This is a genomic window from Pseudomonas sp. NPDC087336 (assembly GCF_044744285.1).
Lineage (GTDB): Bacteria > Pseudomonadota > Gammaproteobacteria > Pseudomonadales > Pseudomonadaceae > Aquipseudomonas.
Genome location: NZ_JBIUYA010000020.1, coordinates 12,306 through 30,729, shown reverse-complemented (window position 1 = coordinate 30,729; position 18,424 = coordinate 12,306). Strand labels below are relative to the sequence as shown.

Annotated in this window: 16 protein-coding genes; 9 read left to right on the top strand and 7 right to left on the bottom strand. The window is 59.8% G+C overall.

The genetic code is table 11. The features are described 5' to 3' along the window. Positions 1 to 35 precede the first annotated feature (35 nt). Positions 36 to 1,061: a LysM peptidoglycan-binding domain-containing protein gene (locus tag ACIO0C_RS19960; protein WP_401314762.1), complete on the bottom strand. Its 1,026-nt coding sequence runs from the start codon at positions 1,059 to 1,061 to the stop codon at positions 36 to 38. 175 nt (positions 1,062 to 1,236) lie between these two features. On the opposite strand from ACIO0C_RS19960, the gene def reads away from it, so the two are divergent. The 5 genes from def (at position 1,237) to ACIO0C_RS19935 (ending at position 5,892) form a co-directional block, all read left to right on the top strand. Continuing rightward, complete coding sequence (def, locus tag ACIO0C_RS19955; protein WP_008064647.1) at positions 1,237 to 1,743, top strand: peptide deformylase; 507 nt, start codon at positions 1,237 to 1,239, stop codon at positions 1,741 to 1,743. A 69-nt stretch (positions 1,744 to 1,812) separates the two neighbouring features. Further along, a complete protein-coding gene (fmt, locus tag ACIO0C_RS19950) occupies positions 1,813 to 2,772 on the top strand; it encodes a methionyl-tRNA formyltransferase (RefSeq protein WP_401314761.1) in 960 nt (319 codons plus the stop codon). Further along, a complete protein-coding gene (rsmB, locus tag ACIO0C_RS19945; RefSeq protein ID WP_401314760.1) occupies positions 2,769 to 4,079 on the top strand; it encodes a 16S rRNA (cytosine(967)-C(5))-methyltransferase RsmB in 1,311 nt (436 codons plus the stop codon). Before fmt ends, rsmB begins: the two co-directional genes overlap by 4 nt. A gap of 22 nt (positions 4,080 to 4,101) precedes the next feature. Further along, on the top strand, positions 4,102 to 5,475 hold the full coding sequence (gene trkA / locus ACIO0C_RS19940; protein ID WP_020798000.1) for a Trk system potassium transporter TrkA: 1,374 nt from the start codon (positions 4,102 to 4,104) through the stop codon (positions 5,473 to 5,475). A gap of 102 nt (positions 5,476 to 5,577) precedes the next feature. Then, positions 5,578 to 5,892 (top strand): tetratricopeptide repeat protein, encoded by a 315-nt coding sequence (locus ACIO0C_RS19935; RefSeq protein ID WP_401314759.1) that lies wholly within the window; start codon positions 5,578 to 5,580, stop codon positions 5,890 to 5,892. Between the two features lie 25 nt (positions 5,893 to 5,917). Here ACIO0C_RS19935 and ACIO0C_RS19930 read toward each other — a convergent pair whose 3' ends face one another. Together ACIO0C_RS19930 and tag are read right to left on the bottom strand one after the other, a co-directional pair. Continuing rightward, on the bottom strand, positions 5,918 to 6,805 hold the full coding sequence (locus ACIO0C_RS19930; RefSeq protein ID WP_401314758.1) for a lysophospholipid acyltransferase: 888 nt from the start codon (positions 6,803 to 6,805) through the stop codon (positions 5,918 to 5,920). Positions 6,806 to 6,845: 40 nt separating this feature from the next. Next, positions 6,846 to 7,403, bottom strand: coding sequence for a DNA-3-methyladenine glycosylase I (gene tag, locus ACIO0C_RS19925; RefSeq protein WP_401314757.1), 558 nt, complete (start codon positions 7,401 to 7,403; stop codon positions 6,846 to 6,848). Positions 7,404 to 7,484: 81 nt separating this feature from the next. Here tag and glyQ point away from each other — a divergent pair, with 81 nt between their 5' ends. The 4 genes from glyQ to ACIO0C_RS19905 all read left to right on the top strand — a co-directional run bounded on the left by glyQ (position 7,485) and on the right by ACIO0C_RS19905 (position 11,875). Beyond that, entirely contained in the window at positions 7,485 to 8,438 is a 954-nt protein-coding gene (gene glyQ / locus ACIO0C_RS19920) for a glycine--tRNA ligase subunit alpha (RefSeq protein ID WP_003213601.1), read from the top strand. Then, the gene (gene glyS, locus ACIO0C_RS19915) at positions 8,435 to 10,489 is read left to right on the top strand and encodes a glycine--tRNA ligase subunit beta (RefSeq protein ID WP_401314756.1); all 2,055 of its coding nucleotides are present in this window, start codon (positions 8,435 to 8,437) and stop codon (positions 10,487 to 10,489) included. The genes glyQ and glyS overlap by 4 nt, the downstream gene beginning before the upstream one ends. A 6-nt stretch (positions 10,490 to 10,495) precedes the next feature. Next, on the top strand, positions 10,496 to 11,029 hold the full coding sequence (gene gmhB / locus ACIO0C_RS19910) for a D-glycero-beta-D-manno-heptose 1,7-bisphosphate 7-phosphatase (RefSeq protein ID WP_401314755.1): 534 nt from the start codon (positions 10,496 to 10,498) through the stop codon (positions 11,027 to 11,029). A gap of 66 nt (positions 11,030 to 11,095) precedes the next feature. Further along, a complete protein-coding gene (locus tag ACIO0C_RS19905) occupies positions 11,096 to 11,875 on the top strand; it encodes a 1-acyl-sn-glycerol-3-phosphate acyltransferase (protein WP_272604092.1) in 780 nt (259 codons plus the stop codon). A 327-nt stretch (positions 11,876 to 12,202) separates the two neighbouring features. Here ACIO0C_RS19905 and gyrB read toward each other — a convergent pair whose 3' ends face one another. The 4 genes from gyrB to dnaA are packed head-to-tail and all read right to left on the bottom strand — an operon-like array spanning position 12,203 to position 18,412. Beyond that, positions 12,203 to 14,620 (bottom strand): DNA topoisomerase (ATP-hydrolyzing) subunit B, encoded by a 2,418-nt coding sequence (gene gyrB / locus ACIO0C_RS19900; protein WP_033041074.1) that lies wholly within the window; start codon positions 14,618 to 14,620, stop codon positions 12,203 to 12,205. A 5-nt stretch (positions 14,621 to 14,625) separates the two neighbouring features. After that, positions 14,626 to 15,729: a DNA replication/repair protein RecF gene (gene recF / locus ACIO0C_RS19895; protein ID WP_008064628.1), complete on the bottom strand. Its 1,104-nt coding sequence runs from the start codon at positions 15,727 to 15,729 to the stop codon at positions 14,626 to 14,628. 20 nt (positions 15,730 to 15,749) lie between these two features. Next, a complete protein-coding gene (gene dnaN / locus ACIO0C_RS19890; RefSeq protein ID WP_020797992.1) occupies positions 15,750 to 16,853 on the bottom strand; it encodes a DNA polymerase III subunit beta in 1,104 nt (367 codons plus the stop codon). A gap of 38 nt (positions 16,854 to 16,891) precedes the next feature. Then, a complete protein-coding gene (gene dnaA / locus ACIO0C_RS19885; protein WP_008064622.1) occupies positions 16,892 to 18,412 on the bottom strand; it encodes a chromosomal replication initiator protein DnaA in 1,521 nt (506 codons plus the stop codon). Between the last annotated feature and the right edge of the window lie 12 nt (positions 18,413 to 18,424).

Genomic DNA, 18,424 nt, shown 5'->3' with positions numbered 1-18,424 from the left:
CTGTGGATAACTCTGTTGGTAACTTGTGAAGTGAGCTAAGGATTCTGCACCTTGTCCAGCACGGCCAAAGAACGCGAGGCATTGAGCACCAGCCCATAGCTGAGCTTGTCGTAGGTGCGAAAAACCATCAGCAGCCCGGCGCGTTCGTCCGGAATTTTCAAGGGTTGGCCGGTGATCCGGTCGCGCACGGTTTCGCCGGTTTTCATCACCGCCAGCACATTCCCTTCGGCCAGGCCGTCGCGTTGCCCCTTGTTCAGGGTGACCACGTCCAGCGCACCGATTTGCGTGACCCCGCGCGGGACATCGATGATCAGGCCGTTGACCTGGGTGTCGGGCGCGCTGGGCATGAAGGTCGAATTGATCGAGTGTTCCTCGCCGCTGAACAGGCGGTCGCCGAGGCGCACCTCCTGGGTCGTGCGTTGCAGCGCCAGGGTTGCGACGTCGCCTTCGGTGGCGACGATCTCGCCGCCGCCAATGTCATCGGCGTTGATGCCCAGGAACTCCTGGGTCTGCGGGTCGGTGTAGACCTTGCCCTGGCGGAAGATACCGTACACCGGTTGAGCCGGGTCGAAGTGGCCTCGGGCGAAGATGTGGTCGCCCGTGCCGCTGAGTACGCGCTCGGCATCACCGGCAACGATATAAGGCGCCGTGTCGAAATCCTCGGCCTTGTCGACGATGCGGTTGCTCAGCAAAAAGCTGTTGATCGCTTTCAGCGGGATGCTCGGGATGGCGTCGGCCACCGGACTGCTGCGCACCCGGGGCGAAAGCTTGATGGTGCCCCGTGAGGCGCCGCGATTGAGGGTCAGTCGCGGCTGGCCGTTGACGTAGACCAGCGACAGCGTGTCTCCGGGATAGATAAGATCGGGATGTTCAACCTGTGGATTGGCCTGCCAGAGTTGCGGCCACTGCCACGGCTCACGCAGATACTTTCCCGATATGTCCCAGAGTGTATCGCCCGTTGCCACGGTGTACTGCTGTGGAAAACCCTCCCGAAGCTGCACTTGCCCGTGCGCAAAACCTGCCGAGGCCAGAAGCAGCAAGGCGAGTAGTGATTTCCTCATGCGATGAATCCCTTTATTATGTGCATTCGCGTGAAACGCCAGAGCCCTCGGTGGCTCGCTCCCGCCTTGCTTATGAAAAGAAGGGAGCTACGTTTTACACCGGTAGCCTGCATCTTCTTCGGAGCACCCAGGCCATCGACCCGACTTTACTTCACACGTGCAGTAATCAAAGCTTATGGCCATTTTAAACATCCTCGAATTCCCTGACCCTCGCCTGCGTACGATCGCCAAGACAGTGACCGTAGTGGACGACGAAGTGCGTCAGCTGGTCGATGATATGTTTGAAACAATGTATGAAGCGCCAGGCATCGGCCTCGCCGCGACCCAGGTCAACGTGCACAAACGTATCGTCGTGATGGACCTCTCCGAAGACCGCACCGAACCCCGGGTGTTCATCAACCCCGAGTTCGAGCCCCTGACCGACGAGATGGAGCAATACCAGGAAGGCTGCCTCTCGGTGCCGGGTTTCTACGAAAACGTCGATCGCCCGCAGAAGGTCAAGGTCAAGGCCCTGGACCGCGATGGCCAGCCTTACGAACTGATCGCCGAAGGCCTGCTCGCCGTTTGCATCCAGCACGAATGCGACCACCTCAACGGCAAATTGTTCGTCGACTACCTGTCCACGCTCAAACGCGACCGTATCAAGAAGAAACTGGAAAAACTTCACCGCCAGAACGCTTGATGCCCCTCTTCAAAGGCTTGCTGCGGCAAGCCTTTTTCTTTTCAAGATGCTTTGTAATCGAGAGCTTTCATGACTGAGCCAATGCGCATTGTCTTTGCCGGCACCCCGGAATTCGCCGCCGAACACCTCAAGGCCCTGCTCGACAGCCCTTACGAGATCGTTGCGGTCTACACCCAGCCGGATCGTCCGGCGGGGCGTGGGCAAAAGCTGATGCCGAGCCCGGTCAAGCAACTGGCCCTTGAAAACAATATTGCGGTGTTGCAACCCCCGACCTTGCGCAATGCCGACGCTCAGGCCGAATTGGCCGCACTGAAGCCGGATCTGATGGTGGTGGTTGCCTACGGCCTGATCCTGCCGCAGGTGGTACTGGATATTCCGCGCCTGGGCTGCATCAACAGCCACGCTTCCCTGCTGCCGCGCTGGCGCGGTGCGGCGCCGATCCAGCGCGCCGTCGAAGCGGGCGACAGCGAAAGCGGCGTGACGGTGATGCGAATGGAAGCCGGCCTCGACACCGGGCCGATGCTGCTGAAAGTCGTCACGCCGATCAGCGCCCAGGATACCGGTGGCAGCCTGCATGACCGCCTGGCCGAAATGGGTCCGCCCGCCGTGCTCCAGGCAATTGCCGGCCTCGCCGCCGGAACGCTGGAAGGTGAAGTGCAGGACGACAGCCTGGCCACCTACGCCCACAAATTGAACAAGGACGAGGCGCGCATCGACTGGTCGCGGCCAGCGGTTGAGCTGGAGCGTCTGGTTCGCGCCTTCAACCCTTGGCCGATCACCCACAGCACACTGAACGGCGAAGCGTTGAAAGTGCTGGCAGCGAGCTTGGCCGAAGGGCAGGGCGCACCGGGTGAAATCCTCGGCGCCAGCAAGGACGGGCTGATAGTCGCCTGCGGTCAGCAGGCCCTGTGCCTGAGCCGCCTGCAATTGCCTGGTGGCAAGGCACTGAACTTCAGCGACCTGTACAACAGCCGTCGTGAAAAATTCGCTATCGGCACTGTCCTCGGTCAAGCGGTGGACGCTCAATGAACCCACGTCTGGCCGCCGCCAAGGCACTCGCCGCTGTCCTGAACGGAAAAGCCTCGCTCAACAGTTCTCTGCCGACGCAACTGGACAAGGTCGAAGACCGTGATCGCGGCTTCACCCAGGATCTGGCGTTTGGCACCGCTCGCTGGCAGCCGCGCTTGTCGGCGCTGGCGGCCAAGCTGCTGCAAAAACCGTTCAAGGCTGCCGACGCCGATGTCGAAGCGCTGTTGCTGGTCGGTCTCTACCAACTGCTCTACACCCGCGTCCCTCCCCACGCCGCGATCGGCGAAACCGTGGGTTGCGCCGACAAGCTGAAAAAGCCCTGGGCCAAGGCCTTGCTCAATGCCGTACTGCGCCGCGCGCAGCGGGAAAGCGAAACCCTGCTGGCCGAGCTGGAACACGACCCGGTGGTGCGTACCGCCCATCCGCGCTGGCTGCAAAAGTCGCTCAAAGCCTTCTGGCCCGAGCAGTGGGAAGCCATTTGCACGGCGAACAACGCGCACCCGCCGATGATCCTGCGGGTCAACCGCCGCCATCACAGCCGTGATGCCTACCTCGGGCTGCTCAGTGACGCTGGCATTGCCGCCAGCGCCTGCGTCTACAGCCGCGACGGCATCATCCTCGAGGCAGCCGCCGACGTGCGCAGCCTGCCAGGCTTCGCCGAAGGCTGGATCAGCGTGCAGGACGAAGCGGCCCAACTGGCCGCCGATTTGCTCGACCTGGCGCCGGGCCAGCGCGTGCTCGATGCGTGCTGTGCCCCAGGCGGCAAGACCTGCCACATCCTCGAAGCCGAACCGAAACTGGCCGGCGTCGTCGCGGTGGACCTCGAAGCCAAGCGCCTGGTGCGGGTTCGCGAGAACCTCGAACGCCTGAAACTGAGCGCCGAACTGATCGCCGCCGACGGCCGCGACACCGCCACCTGGTGGGACGGCAAGCCCTTTCAGCGCATCCTCCTCGACGCACCGTGCTCGGCCACCGGCGTAATTCGCCGGCACCCGGACATCAAACTGACTCGCCAGCCCGATGACATCGCCGCGCTGGCGCTGCTGCAAGGCGAGTTGCTCGACGCCATGTGGCACACTCTGGAGGTGGGCGGCTTCCTGCTCTACGCCACCTGTTCCACGCTGCCGACCGAAAACACCGAAGTGATCGAGGCCTTCCTCGCGCGCACACCGGGTGCCCGCGAGCTGGACCTGGCCACGACGGCCGGGATCAAGCAGCCCCATGGCCGGCAACTGCTGGCCCAGGAAGGTGGCCACGACGGGTTCTACTACGCCAAGCTGATCAAGATCGCCGCCGCACGCGGTTAAACGGATTCAACGGAGTAACTGGATGAAAATCATCATCCTCGGAGCAGGGCAGGTCGGCGGTTCGCTGGCGGAGCACCTGGCAAGCGAAGCGAATGACATTACTGTGGTCGACACTGACGGCGAACGCCTGCGTGACCTCGGTGACCGGCTGGACATCCGCACGGTGCAGGGTCGCGGTTCGCTGCCGAGCATTCTGCGCCAGGCCGGCGCCGACGATGCCGACATGCTGGTCGCCGTGACCAGCAGCGATGAAACCAACATGGTGGCCTGCCAGGTAGCCCATACCCTGTTTCACACACCGACCAAGATCGCCCGCGTCCGTGAAGCGGCGTACCTGACCCGCAACGAGCTGTTCGACAACGAAGCGATCCCGGTGGATGTGCTGATCAGCCCCGAGCAAGTGGTCACCAACTACATCAAGCGCCTGATCCAGCACCCGGGCGCCTTGCAGGTGATCGACTTCGCCGAGGGCAAGGCGCAACTGGTCGCGGTGCGGGCCTACTACGGCGGGCCGCTGGTGGGTCAGCAACTGCGCCAACTGCGTGAACACATGCCGAATGTCGAAACCCGCGTGGCGGCGATTTTCCGTCGCGACCGGCCGATCCTGCCTCAGGGCGACACAGTCATCGAAGCGGACGACGAAGTGTTTTTCATCGCAGCACGGGCGAATATTCGTGCCGTCATGAGTGAAATGCGCCGTCTCGACGAGACCTACAAGCGCATCGTCATCGCGGGCGGTGGGCAGATCGGCGAGCGTCTGGCCGAGGCCATCGAAAGCCGCTACCAGGTGAAGATCATCGAGATGAACCCGGCGCGCTGCCGCCACCTCTCGGACACCCTCGACAGCACGGTGGTGTTGCAGGGCAGCGCCTCGGACCGTGACCTGTTGCTGGAAGAGAACATCGCCGACGCCGACATCTTCCTCGCCCTGACCAACGACGACGAAGCCAACATCATGTCATCGCTGCTGGCCAAGCGCCTGGGGGCGAAGAAGGTGATGACCATCATCAACAACCCGGCCTACGTCGACCTGATCCAGGGCGGCGACATCGACATCGCCATCAGCCCGCAACTGGCGACCATCGGCACCTTGCTGGCTCACGTACGTCGCGGCGATATCGTCAGCGTGCACTCGTTGCGCCGCGGTGCGGCTGAAGCCATCGAGGCCATTGCCCATGGCGATGCTAAATCGAGCAAGGTGATCGGCAAGGCCATCGAGAATATCGGCTTGCCGCCTGGCACCACCATTGGCGCCATTATTCGCGATGAAGAGGTCATTATCGCGCACGATGATACCGTGATCGCCGCGGGTGACCATGTGATCCTTTTCCTTGTGGATAAAAAGCATATTCGCGATGTGGAAAAGCTGTTCCATGTCGGATTGAGTTTCTTCTGACGATCGTTCCCACGCTCTGCGTGGGAACGCAGCCCGGGACGCAAAGCGTCCATTGAGGCGTTCCCACGCAGAGCGTGGGAACGATCATAAGAGGTGTCACCCATGATCGAATCCCTGGAAAAAATGCTCGCCAAGGGTGTGGATAACTCATTGTTGCGCTTCGGCCTGGGCAAGGGTTACCTGGATCTTGGAGAAAACGCCAAGGCAGTCGAGCATTTCCAGCGCTGTGTCGAGATCGATCCGAAGTACTCGGCCGCCTGGAAGCTGTTAGGCAAGGCTCATCTGGCGCTGGCGGATTTCGCGGCGGCGCGACAAGCCTGGGAGAAAGGCCTGGAAGCCGCCCAAAACCACGGCGATAAACAGGCCGAGAAAGAAATGACCGTGTTTCTGAAGAAGCTCGACCGTCAGGCGCACTGACGGGAGATAGCGTAGGCCAACCGATTCAATACCAGCGTTCTTCACCCGGAGGACGCTTCTTGAAGCGCTTCATGCTCCACATGTACTGGCTCGGATATGCCCGTACATAGCGCTCGACGACCTGGCTCATAGCTGCGCAAGACGTGGCGGTATCGGTGCTGTACATGGCCTCGGGCGCGGCTTCCAGAATCACCTTGTAGCCCGAACCGTCCGGCAACCGCAGCGCATGCAGGAACACACCAACCGCTTTGCCACCGGCGAGCATGTTCGGCACAAACTTGCTGGTCAGCGCCTGAACGGCGAAGAAGGGCACGAAGATCCCGGCGGATTCGGCCGGTTCCGGATCGGCGGGAATACCCACTGCACCACCTTTTCGCACTTCCTTGATCACGCTGAGGATGCCTTCCTTGGTGGAAGCGGCCACCTTGTTGCCCAGCTGCACCCGTTGTTTTTGCAGCAACTCATCCACCGCTTTCAATTTCGGCGGACGATAGAAAATGATCGGTTTGCACTGGCTGCAATAGAAGTGGTTGAGCACTTCCCAGTTACCCAAGTGACTGGTGATGCCCACCACGCCTTTGCCGGAGGCGAGAGCGTCCTTCAATACGTCGAGGCCTTCCACTTCGCGGACCAGGTCAATGGAGCGCTGGGCCGGCCAGATCCAGGCACAGGCGCTTTCGGTCAGGGACTTTCCGATGTCCTTGAGACTCTGGCCCACCAGGCGCTCACGCTCGGCGGGGTCCATGTTGGGAAAGCACTTGGACAGATTGATCCGCACCACGTCGCGGGAACGGTTCGGGGTTTTCCACATGACCCAGCCTATCGCCGAGCCCACGGCTTGAACGGCCCGCCACGGAAGCAGGGCAAACAGCCGCAGAGCGCCTACCAGCAAGGCGCCTTTCAACTTATCCACAGGTCACTCCTGATCTTGTGCTGTGCGCGAGGCGGCTATTCTAACCGCCGTTGACCAGCTGCGCGTAGCGATCGCAATCGCGGGTGTGGTCCATGACCATGCCCGAAGCCTGCATCAGGGCGTAGCAAATGGTCGGGCCAACGAAGGTGAACCCGGCCTTTTTCAAGCCTTTGCTCATCTCCACCGCTTCGGGCGTGATGGCCGGTACTTCGCTGCGATCCTTGAAATGATTGATCTTCGGCACGCCGCCGACAAAGGACCAGAGAAACCCCACCGGGTCCTCCAGCGCCATCCAGGCCTGGGCATTGCGTCGGGCCGCATTGAGCTTGAGGCGATTGCGGATGATCCCCGGGTCGAGCATCAGTTCATCGATTTCCGCGTCGCTCATCTGCGCCACGCGCTGGACGTCGAAGCCGTACATCACCTGGCGGAAATGCTCGCGTTTGCGCAGCACGGTGATCCAGGAAAGGCCGGCCTGGAACCCTTCGAGCAAAAGCAACTCGAACAATGCCTGCGCATCGCGTAGCGGCGTGCCCCACTCCTGATCGTGATAAGCCATGTACAGCGGATCTTCGGTACACCAAAAGCAGCGTGGCATAGGGCTCCAGGGGGCGTGCGCAGCAACGAATCGGGTATACTCCCGCTCTTTAAATCGCAGCCCAAGAAACAGGTGAATTTCGTGAGCCAGCCTACGCCAGCCGTGCGTACCTTCCAAGACTTGATCCTCGCCCTCCAGCAATACTGGGCCGAGCAAGGTTGTGTGGTACTTCAGCCCTACGATATGGAAGTAGGCGCCGGCACTTTCCACACCGCTACATTCCTGCGCGCCATTGGCCCGGAAACCTGGAACGCCGCTTATGTGCAGCCAAGTCGTCGCCCGACTGACGGCCGCTACGGCGAAAACCCAAACCGTCTGCAGCACTACTACCAGTTCCAGGTAGTGCTCAAGCCGAACCCGGACAACTTCCAGGAGCTGTACCTGGGCTCCCTCAAGCATGTGGGCCTGGACCCATTGGTGCATGACATTCGCTTCGTCGAAGACAATTGGGAATCGCCGACCCTCGGCGCCTGGGGTCTGGGCTGGGAAGTCTGGCTCAACGGCATGGAAGTGACCCAGTTCACCTACTTCCAGCAAGCGGGCGGCATCGAATGCTACCCGGTGACCGGCGAGATCACCTACGGCCTCGAGCGTCTGGCCATGTACCTGCAAGGCGTGGACTCGGTCTACGACCTGGTCTGGGCTGACGGTCCGTTCGGCAAAGTCACCTACGGCGACGTGTTCCACCAGAACGAAGTGGAGCAGTCGACCTACAACTTCGAACACGCCAACGTTGAGAAGCTGTTCGAACTGTTCGATTTCTATGAAAGCGAAGCCAAGCGCCTGATCGAACTCGACCAGCCGCTGCCGCTGCCGAGCTACGAAATGGTGTTGAAGGCATCCCACACCTTCAACCTGCTGGATGCGCGCCGGGCGATTTCCGTGACCGCACGTCAGCAATACATCCTGCGTGTACGTACCCTGGCGCGTTCCGTTGCGCAAGCCTACCTGCTGGCTCGCGCCAAGCTGGGCTTCCCGATGGCGACCCCGGACCTGCGTGACGAAGTACTGGCCAAGCTGGAGGCTGCACAATGAGTGCTCTGGATTTTCTGGTTGAATTGGGCACTGAAGAACTGCCACCCAAGGCCCTGAACACCCTGGCCGAGGCGTTCCTTGCCGGTATCGACAAGGGCTTGCAAGCTGCCGGCCTGAACTACGAGACCAAAACCGTGTATGCCGCGCCGCGCCGTCTGGCGGTGCTGATCACCTCGCTGGCCACCCAGCAGCCGGATCGCAGCATCAACCTCGACGGCCCGCCACGTCAGGCCGCGTTCGATGCCGAAGGCAACCCGACTCAAGCGGCACTGGGCTTTGCCAAGAAGTGCGGCGTCGACCTGAGCGAAATTGATCAGAGCGGCCCAAAACTGCGCTATAGCCAGAGCATCGCCGGCAAGCCAACCGCAAGCCTGCTGCCGACCATCGTCGAAGACTCGCTGAACGACCTGCCGATTCCGAAGCGCATGCGCTGGGGCGCTCGCAAGGAAGAGTTCGTGCGTCCGACCCAATGGCTTGTGATGCTGCTCGGTGACCAGGTCATCGATTGCACCATCCTTGCCCAGAAGTCCGGCCGCGATTCCCGTGGTCACCGCTTCCACCACCCGGAAAGCGTGCGCATCGGTTCGCCGTCCAGCTACCTGGCCGACCTGCGTGCCGCTTACGTGCTGGCCGACGCCAACGAGCGTCGCGACATCATCAGCAAGCGCACCGAAGAGCTGGCCACGCGCCAGGAAGGCACGGCGATCGTTCCGCCAGCCCTGCTCGATGAAGTGACCGCGCTCGTCGAGTGGCCGGTGCCGCTGGTGTGCTCGTTCGAGGAGCGTTTCCTCGACGTGCCGCAAGAAGCGCTGATCACCACCATGCAGGACAACCAGAAGTACTTCTGCCTGCTGGATGCCGAAGGCAAGTTGCTGCCACGTTTCATTACCGTGGCCAACATCGAAAGCAAAGACCCGCAGCAGATCATCGCCGGTAACGAAAAAGTGGTTCGCCCACGCCTGACCGACGCTGAGTTCTTCTTCAAGCAAGACAAGAAGCAGAAGCTCGAAGAATTCAACCAGCGCCTGCAAAACGTGGTGTTCCAGGAAAAACTCGGCAGCGTCTACGACAAGGCCGAGCGCGTTTCCAAGCTCGCCGCCTACATCGCCGCTCGCATCGGCGGCAACGCCTCGTGGGCCGCTCGCGCAGGCTTGCTGTCCAAATGCGACCTGGCCACCGAAATGGTCGGCGAGTTCCCGGAGATGCAAGGTGTCGCCGGCTACTACTACGCCCTCAATGACGGCGAGCCGCAAGACGTCGCCCTGGCCCTGAACGAGCAGTACATGCCGCGCGGTGCCGGTGCCGAACTGCCAGCCACCCTGACCGGTGCGGCCGTAGCCATCGCCGACAAGCTCGACACCCTCGTGGGAATCTTCGGGATCGGCATGCTGCCAACCGGTAGCAAAGACCCGTACGCACTGCGCCGTGCCGCATTGGGTGTGCTGCGTATCCTGATCGAGAAACAACTGGATCTGGACCTGAACGACGCCGTGGCCTTCGCCGTGAATGCGTTCGGTACCAAGGTGAAGGCTGCCGGGCTCAACGACGCCGTGCTGGAATTCATCTTCGACCGTCTGCGTGCTCGTTATGAAGATGAAGGCGTCGACGTGGCGACCTACCTGTCGGTTCGCGCCTTGAACCCGGGCTCGGCCCTGGACTTCGACCAGCGCGTGCAAGCGGTACAGGCTTTCCGCAAGTTGCCGGAAGCCGCGGCCCTGGCGGCGGTGAACAAGCGCGTATCGAACTTGCTGAGCAAGGTCGAAGGCTCGGTGCCGACCGTGGTGGAAGCCAAGTACTTCGACAATGCCAACGAGTTCTCACTGTACTCGGCGATCCAGCAGGCTGACCAGGCTGTTCAGCCTATGGCCGCAGCACGTCAGTACAGCGAATCGCTGGCACGCCTGGCTGCATTGCGCGAACCGGTGGATGCGTTCTTCGAAGCGGTGATGGTCAACGCGGAAGACGCCAATGTACGCGCCAACCGTTATGCACTGCTGGCGCGTCTGCGTGGCTTGTTCCTCGGCGTCGCCGATATTTCGTTGCTGGGGTAAGACTGTTTGAAACTGCTGATTCTCGATCGGGACGGAGTGATCAATTACGACTCCGACGCGTACATCAAATCGGTGGAGGAGTGGATTCCACTCCCCGGTTCGATCGAAGCCATCGCGCAGTTGAGCAAGGCCGGCTGGACGGTGGCGGTCGCCACCAACCAGTCGGGCATCGCTCGCGGCTATTACGACCTCGCCACCCTGGACGCCATGCACGAGCGCTTGCGCTCGCTGGTGGCCGAGCTGGGCGGTGAAGTCGGCCTGATCGTCTATTGCCCGCACGGGCCGGACGACGGCTGCGATTGCCGCAAGCCAAAACCCGGGATGTTGAAAAGCATCGCCGCACATTACAACGTATCGCTGACGGATCTATGGTTCGTCGGCGATAGTCTCGGTGACCTGGAAGCCGCCAAAGCCGTCGATTCTCAGCCAGTTTTAGTTAAGACCGGGAAAGGCGAAAAGACTTTGGGCAAGACCCTACCGGCAGGCACTTTGATTTTCGACGATCTGGCGGCGATTGCCGCAGAACTTATCCACAATTAGAGCGCTTTCGACAGATCGGGAGTGCGCTTGAACAGTCGGGCAGTGCCCGTAACGGTAAACGTCGCCATGTCGATACTGCAGGCCATCAGAACATTTCTCTTTTACCTGCTGCTGGGCACCAGCTCTCTGCTGTGGTGCAGCCTGAGTTTTTTTATTGCGCCCTTTCTGCCGTTCAAGGCGCGCTATCGGTTCATCAACGTGTATTGGTGTCGCTGCGCCTTGTGGCTGAGCAAGGTGTTCCTGGGCATTCGCTACGAAGTGAAGGGTGCCGAGAACGTACCGGCACAGCCCTGCGTGATCCAGTCGAACCACCAGAGCACCTGGGAGACATTCTTTCTCTCGGCCTATTTCGAGCCATTGAGCCAGGTGCTCAAGCGCGAACTGCTCTACGTGCCTTTCTTCGGCTGGGCCATGGCCATGCTGCGCCCGATCGCCATCGACCGGGACAACCCGAAAGCGGCACTCAAGCATGTCGCCAAGAAAGGCGATGAATTGCTCAAGGATAACGTCTGGGTGCTGATTTTCCCCGAAGGCACGCGCGTTCCCTACGGCACCATCGGCAAATTCTCGCGAGGCGGTACGGCGCTGGCGGTCAACGCCGAGCTACCAGTGCTGCCGATTGCCCACAACGCTGGCAAGTTCTGGCCAAAAACCGGCTGGAAGAAGAAGCAGGGCGTCATCACCGTGATCATCGGTGCGCCGATGTATGCCGAAGGTAGCGGACCACGCGCCATCGCCGATTTGAACGATCGGGTTCAGGCCTGGAACGAGCAGATGCAACGGGAAATGGGCTCTCTGCCACCGGCTCCACAAGCGCCGGCTGCCAACGATCAGGTGGTTGTCTGAGGTTCTGTGGATAACCTGTGTACCGTTTGTGAGAAAAGCGCTATTTTTTGCTTCTAACTTTATGATTTATATAGATATTTCTTAAACGGTAAAAAACCCGAAAAACGTGCATAAGTTTTTTTCGGGCGCAAAAAAACCGGCTGATATAGCCGGTTTTTTTATGCCTGTAACGTGGGTGTTTCACTGTTGCAGAAGATCAAAAGATCGCTCCAACAGGTGAATGCAATCACAGTGTAGGAGCTGCCGCAGGCTGCGATCTTTTATTCTTTTTGACACAAAAAAGGCCAACATGACGTTGGCCTTTTTCGTTCAGCGGGTTAACCGGGATCAGAAATCCAGGTTGGAAACCGCCAAGGCGTTGCTTTCGATGAAGTCACGGCGAGGCTCGACCGCATCACCCATCAGGGTGTTAAAGATCTGGTCCGCGCCAATGGCGTCCTCGATGGTTACTTTCAGCATCCGGCGAACGCTTGGGTCCATGGTGGTTTCCCACAGCTGGTCCGGGTTCATTTCACCCAGACCTTTGTATCGCTGGATGGTGTGGCGCTTGGTGCTTTCAGCCATCAACCATTCCAGGGCTTCCTTGAACTCGGTGACCGCTTTCTTACGCTCGCCACGCTGGATGTACGCTCCATCGTCGAGCAGAGTGCTCAGCTGAGCGCCCAGGGATACGACGGTCTTGTAGTCGTTGCTGCCAAAGAAGTCGCGGTTGAACGTGACGTAGTTCGACAGGCCGTGGGAGATCAACTCGACCTCTGGCAGCCAGACATTACGCTCACGGTCTTCACGCAGGCTGGCCTTGTAGACCAAGCCAGACTTCTCGACGGTGCGCAGACGCACTTCATACTGGGCCAGCCAATCCTGCATCGCAGCGTGATCGGACAATTGCTCCAGGCTTACGGCAGGCAGGTAGATGAAGTGCTCAGTCAGTTCCTGTGGGTACAGGCGCGACAGACGCTTGAGGGTCTTCATCACCAGGCGGAAATCATTCACCAGGCGCTCAAGGGCTTCGCCGGAGATACCCGGTGCCTCTTCATTCAGGTGCAGGCTCGCATCTTCCAGGGCCGACTGCGTCATGTATTCTTCCATGGCGTCGTCGTCTTTGATGTATTGCTCTTGCTTGCCTTTCTTGACCTTGTACAGCGGTGGCTGGGCGATGTAGATGTAGCCGCGCTCGATCAGCTCTGGGAGCTGACGGAAGAAGAAGGTCAGGAGCAGGGTACGGATGTGCGAACCGTCGACGTCAGCATCGGTCATGATGATGATGTTGTGATAACGCAACTTGTCGATGTTGTACTCTTCGCGACCAATGCCGCAGCCGAGCGCGGTGATCAAGGTGCCCACTTCCTGGGAAGAGATCATCTTGTCGAAACGCGCTTTCTCGACGTTCAGGATCTTACCCTTGAGCGGGAGGATCGCCTGGGTCTTGCGGTTACGTCCCTGCTTGGCGGAGCCACCAGCAGAGTCACCTTCCACGAGGTACAGTTCGGAAAGGGCAGGGTCCTTTTCCTGGCAGTCAGCCAGTTTGCCCGGCAGGCCGGCGATGTCCAGTGCGCCCTTACGGCGGGTCATCTCCCGGGCCTTGCGCGCGGCTTCACGAGCACGTGCCGCGTCGATCATCTTGCCGACAACCAGCTTGGCTTCGTTCGGGTTTTCCAGCAGGAAGTCGGAGAAGTACTTGCCCATTTCCTGTTCGACCGCGGTCTTCACTTCCGAAGAGACCAGCTTGTCCTTGGTCTGGGAGCTGAACTTCGGATCCGGCACTTTCACCGAAATGATCGCGGTCAGACCTTCACGGGCATCGTCACCAGTGGTCGCGACTTTGTGTTTCTTCGCCAGGCCTTCGGCTTCGATATAGGTGTTGAGGTTACGCGTCAGTGCGGAACGGAAGCCCACCAGGTGGGTACCGCCATCGCGCTGCGGAATGTTGTTGGTGAAGCACAACAGGTTCTCGTTGAAGCTGTCGTTCCACTGCAGGGCGATTTCCACGCCGATGCCGTCTTCGCGCTGGATGTTGAAATGGAACACCTGGTTGACCGGGGTCTTGTTGGTGTTCAGGTATTCAACGAACGCGCGCAAGCCACCTTCGTACTTGAACAGCTCTTCCTTGCCGCTGCGCTCATCCTTAAGGACGATGCCAACGCCGGAGTTGAGGAAGGACAGTTCACGAATCCGCTTGGCCAGGATGTCCCAGCTGAAGTGGATGTTCTTGAAGGTTTCGCTGGAAGCCTTGAAGTGGATCTGAGTACCGGTGGTTTCGCTGTCGCCAACGATCTTCATCGGTTCCTGTGGAACACCGTGTACGTAGGTCTGTTCCCAGATCTTGCCGCTACGGCGAACGGTGAGGACGAGCTCTTCAGACAGGGCGTTCACTACCGAGACGCCTACGCCGTGCAATCCGCCGGATACCTTGTAGGAGTTGTCATCGAACTTACCGCCGGCGTGCAGCACGGTCATGATGACCTCGGCTGCCGAAACGCCTTCTTCTTTGTGCACGTCTACCGGGATGCCACGGCCGTTGTCTTTGACGGTGATGGATTCATCCGGGTGAATGATGATGCTGATGTCGTCGCAGTGGCCGGCGAGCGCTTCGTCGATCGAGTTATCGACCACCTCGAACACCATGTGGTGCAGACCGCTGCCATCGTCGGTGTCACCAATGTACATACCGGGACGTTTGCGTACGGCATCCAGGCCTTTCAGCACTTTAATGCTCGTTGAGTCGTACGTATTTTCTTCGCTCAATGCCTTCACTCCCGATGGTCGTGGGTCTGGGTGATACGGCCCTGTTCCACGTGGAACAGGGCGACTGGCGTTTCCGTCTGCCAGCCTTCCCTCAATAATTCGTGGTCTACACAGGTGATAAACACCTGGCAGCGTAAGTCTTCCAGCAAGCGGCAAAGCGCACGGCGGTGCTGCTCGTCCAGTTCGGACGGCAAGTCATCCACCAGATAAATACACTGACCGCGTCGAGCCTGGCTGACCAGGTGACCTTGGGCGATGCGCAATGCGCAGACCACCAACTTTTGCTGTCCTCGGGACAGGATGTCCGCGGCATTGTGAGCGCCCAATCTGAGGCGCAAATCAGCACGTTGCGGTCCTGCCTGGGTATGCCCCATCTGCTGATCCCGCTGAAGGGATCCGGCGAGCACAGCGCTCAGTTCACGGTCTTTGTCCCAGCCCCGGTAATAGCTGAGCGTTAGACCCTCGAGCTCAACCAGTTCGCTCAAGGTCTGTTCAAACACCGGTTTCAAGGCTTTGATATAGGCGCGGCGGTATTCATCGATTTCAGCGCTGGCCTGGCACAGTTCCCTGTCCCAAACCGCTTGAGAAACGGCGTCAAGTGTACCATGCCGCAGCCAAGAGTTTCTCTGGCGCAGGGCCTTCTGCAGCCGTTGCCAAGTGGACATGAAACGGGGTTCCACGTGGAACACGCCCCAATCAAGGAACTGTCGACGAATTTTCGGCGCACCTTCCAGCAAGCGGAAGCTGTCCGGGTTGATCAACTGCAGCGGCAGGATCTCGGCCAGTTGCGCCGCACTTCGCGCGTTCTGTCCATCGATCCGGATCTGGAACTCCCCCTGGCGATCCCGCGAAATGCCCAACGCGCTGTGTCCGCCTTCGGCCAACTCGACCTGACCAAATACCGTGCACGCCAATTGTTCGTATTGAATGACAGGCAACAACCGGGTGCTGCGAAACGAACGCGCGAGCCCCAGCAGGTGAATGGCTTCCAGAACACTGGTTTTGCCGCTGCCGTTGGCGCCGTAAAGAATATTGATTCGGGGGGAGGGGGAGAAGGTCACCGGGTGCAGATTGCGCACCGCGGTGACCGAGACGCGACTTAAGGACATCTAGCTTCTGCTGAACATGATTACAGACGCATCGGCATGACGACGTAGGCCGAGTCGTCGTTGTCGGATTCCTGGACCAGCGCGCTGCTGTTGGAGTCGGACAGGATCAGGCGAACCTGCTCGGTGGTCATCACACCCAGTACGTCGAGCAAGTAGCTGACGTTGAAGCCGATTTCCAGGGAGCCGCCGTTGTACTCTACGCCTACTTCCTCTTCCGCTTCCTCCTGCTCCGGGTTGTTCGCCTGGATCTTCAGCTGACCAGGGGCCAGTTGCAGGCGGATGCCGCGGTACTTCTCATTGGACAGAATCGCCGTGCGGCTGAACGCCTCGCGCAGCGCCTGGCGATCACCGAGCACCAGCTTGTCGCCGCCTTTCGGCAGAACGCGCTCGTAGTCCGGGAATTTGCCGTCGACCAGTTTCGAGGTGAAGGTGAACTCACCGGTGGTAGCGCGAATATGGTGCTGGCCCAGGACAATGCTGACGATACCGTCCGGCTCGGTCAGCAAACGTGCCAGTTCAAGGATACCCTTGCGCGGCACGATTACCTGGTGGCGATCCGGTTGGCCGATATCAGCCTGCATCGAGCACATCGCCAAGCGGTGACCGTCAGTGGCCACGGCGCGAATGACGCCTGCCGAGACTTCCAGCAGCATGCCGTTGAGGTAGTAACGCACGTCCTGCTGGGCCATGGCGAAGCTGGTGCGCTCGATCAGGCGACGCAGTTTGCTTTGCTCGAGGCTGCACGTCAGCGAGCCCGGGCCTTCTTCCACGGTAGGGAAATCGTTGGCCGGCAGGGTCGAGAGGGTGAAGCGGCTACGGCCAGCCTTCACTACCAGCTTCTGTTCATCGACCTTGATGTCGATCAGCGCGTCGTTCGGCAGGCTTTTGCAGATATCCATCAGTTTACGTGCAGGCACGGTGATGGAACCTGTTTCAGCAGGCTCTTCGAGCTGCACGCGACCAACCAGTTCGACTTCAAGGTCGGTACCGGTCAGCGACAATTGCTGGCCTTCGACAACCAGCAGCACGTTGGAGAGCACCGGCAAGGTCTGTCGGCGCTCGACGACGCCTGCGACCAGTTGCAGGGGTTTCAACAGGGCTTCGCGTTGAATGGTGAAATGCATGGTCTAGTCCCTTGCCTTAAAAGCTGCGCTGGTGTTCATCAAGTGGTCAGTGTACGCAGCAGGTTCTTGTAGTCCTCGCGGATGTCCGCGTCGGATTCCTTAAGTTCGTTGATCTTGCGGCAGGCGTGCAAAACTGTCGTGTGGTCACGCCCACCAAACACATCACCGATTTCCGGCAGGCTGTGGTTGGTCAGTTCCTTGGACAACGCCATGGCGACCTGACGTGGACGGGCGACCGAACGCGAACGACGTTTGGACAACAAATCCGAGATCTTGATCTTGTAGTACTCGGCGACGGTGCGCTGAATGTTATCCACAGAGACCAGTTTGTCTTGCAGCGCCAACAGATCCTTCAGGGACTCGCGGATCAGCTCGATGGTGATATCGCGACCCATGAAGTGCGAATGGGCGATCACGCGTTTGAGCGCACCTTCCAGTTCACGGACGTTGGAGCGAATGCGTTGGGCAATGAAGAACGCCGCATCGTGTGGCAGTTCGACCTTGGCCTGGTCGGCCTTCTTCATCAGGATCGCGACACGGGTTTCCAGTTCCGGCGGCTCTACAGCCACCGTGAGTCCCCAGCCGAAACGGGACTTCAAGCGTTCTTCAAGGCCTTCGATTTCTTTCGGGTAGCGGTCACTGGTAAGGATGACCTGCTGGCCACCTTCAAGCAGGGCGTTGAAGGTGTGGAAAAACTCTTCCTGGGAACGTTCCTTTCGGGCGAAGAACTGAATGTCGTCGATCAGCAAAGCATCCACCGAACGGTAGAAGCGCTTGAATTCGTTGATCGCATTCAGCTGCAGGGCCTTGACCATGTCGGCCACGAAGCGCTCGGAATGCAGGTACACGACCTTGGCATTCGGGTTCTTCTTTAATAGATGGTTACCCACAGCATGCATCAAGTGGGTTTTACCCAGACCTACACCACCATAAAGAAACAGCGGGTTGTAACCGTGCTTGGGGTTGTCCGCCACTTGCCAGGCCGCGGCCCGGGCCAGTTGGTTGGACTTACCCTCAACGAAGTTCTCGAAGGTAAAGGTGCGGTTCAGGTAGCTGGTGTGCTTGAGCGCGCCTTCAACCTGGACAGTACGTTGCTCGGCGCGAACCGGAGCCTGCTGCGAACTGGCACCGGCCATGGGGTCGAAGCTATCTCGGGAAGGCTCAAGCTCGGTGACTTCAGCAGTTTTTTGCGTTGCACGCTTGGCGGGTGTTGCAGGTGCAGCCACAGGCGCTGCTGCGGCCGCAGCAGCCTGAACCTGAGACGCCGCAGCGGCGGCCAGCGGCGCATTCGGCGCGGCGCGCGGAGCAGAGCTGCGTTTGCTGCCTATTAATAAGGAAAGCGCAGGCGCCATACCGTTGCCGTGCTCGTCGAGCAATTCCAGGACGCGACTGAGGTATTTCTCGTTGACCCAGTCCAGGACGAAACGATTGGGTGCATAGACACGCAACTCGTCGCCTTCGGCTTCGACCTGTAGTGGACGGATCCAAGTGTTGAATTGTTGGGCAGGCAGCTCATCGCGCAAAAGCTCCACGCATTGCTGCCAAAGTTCCACTGACACGGATATCCCCTA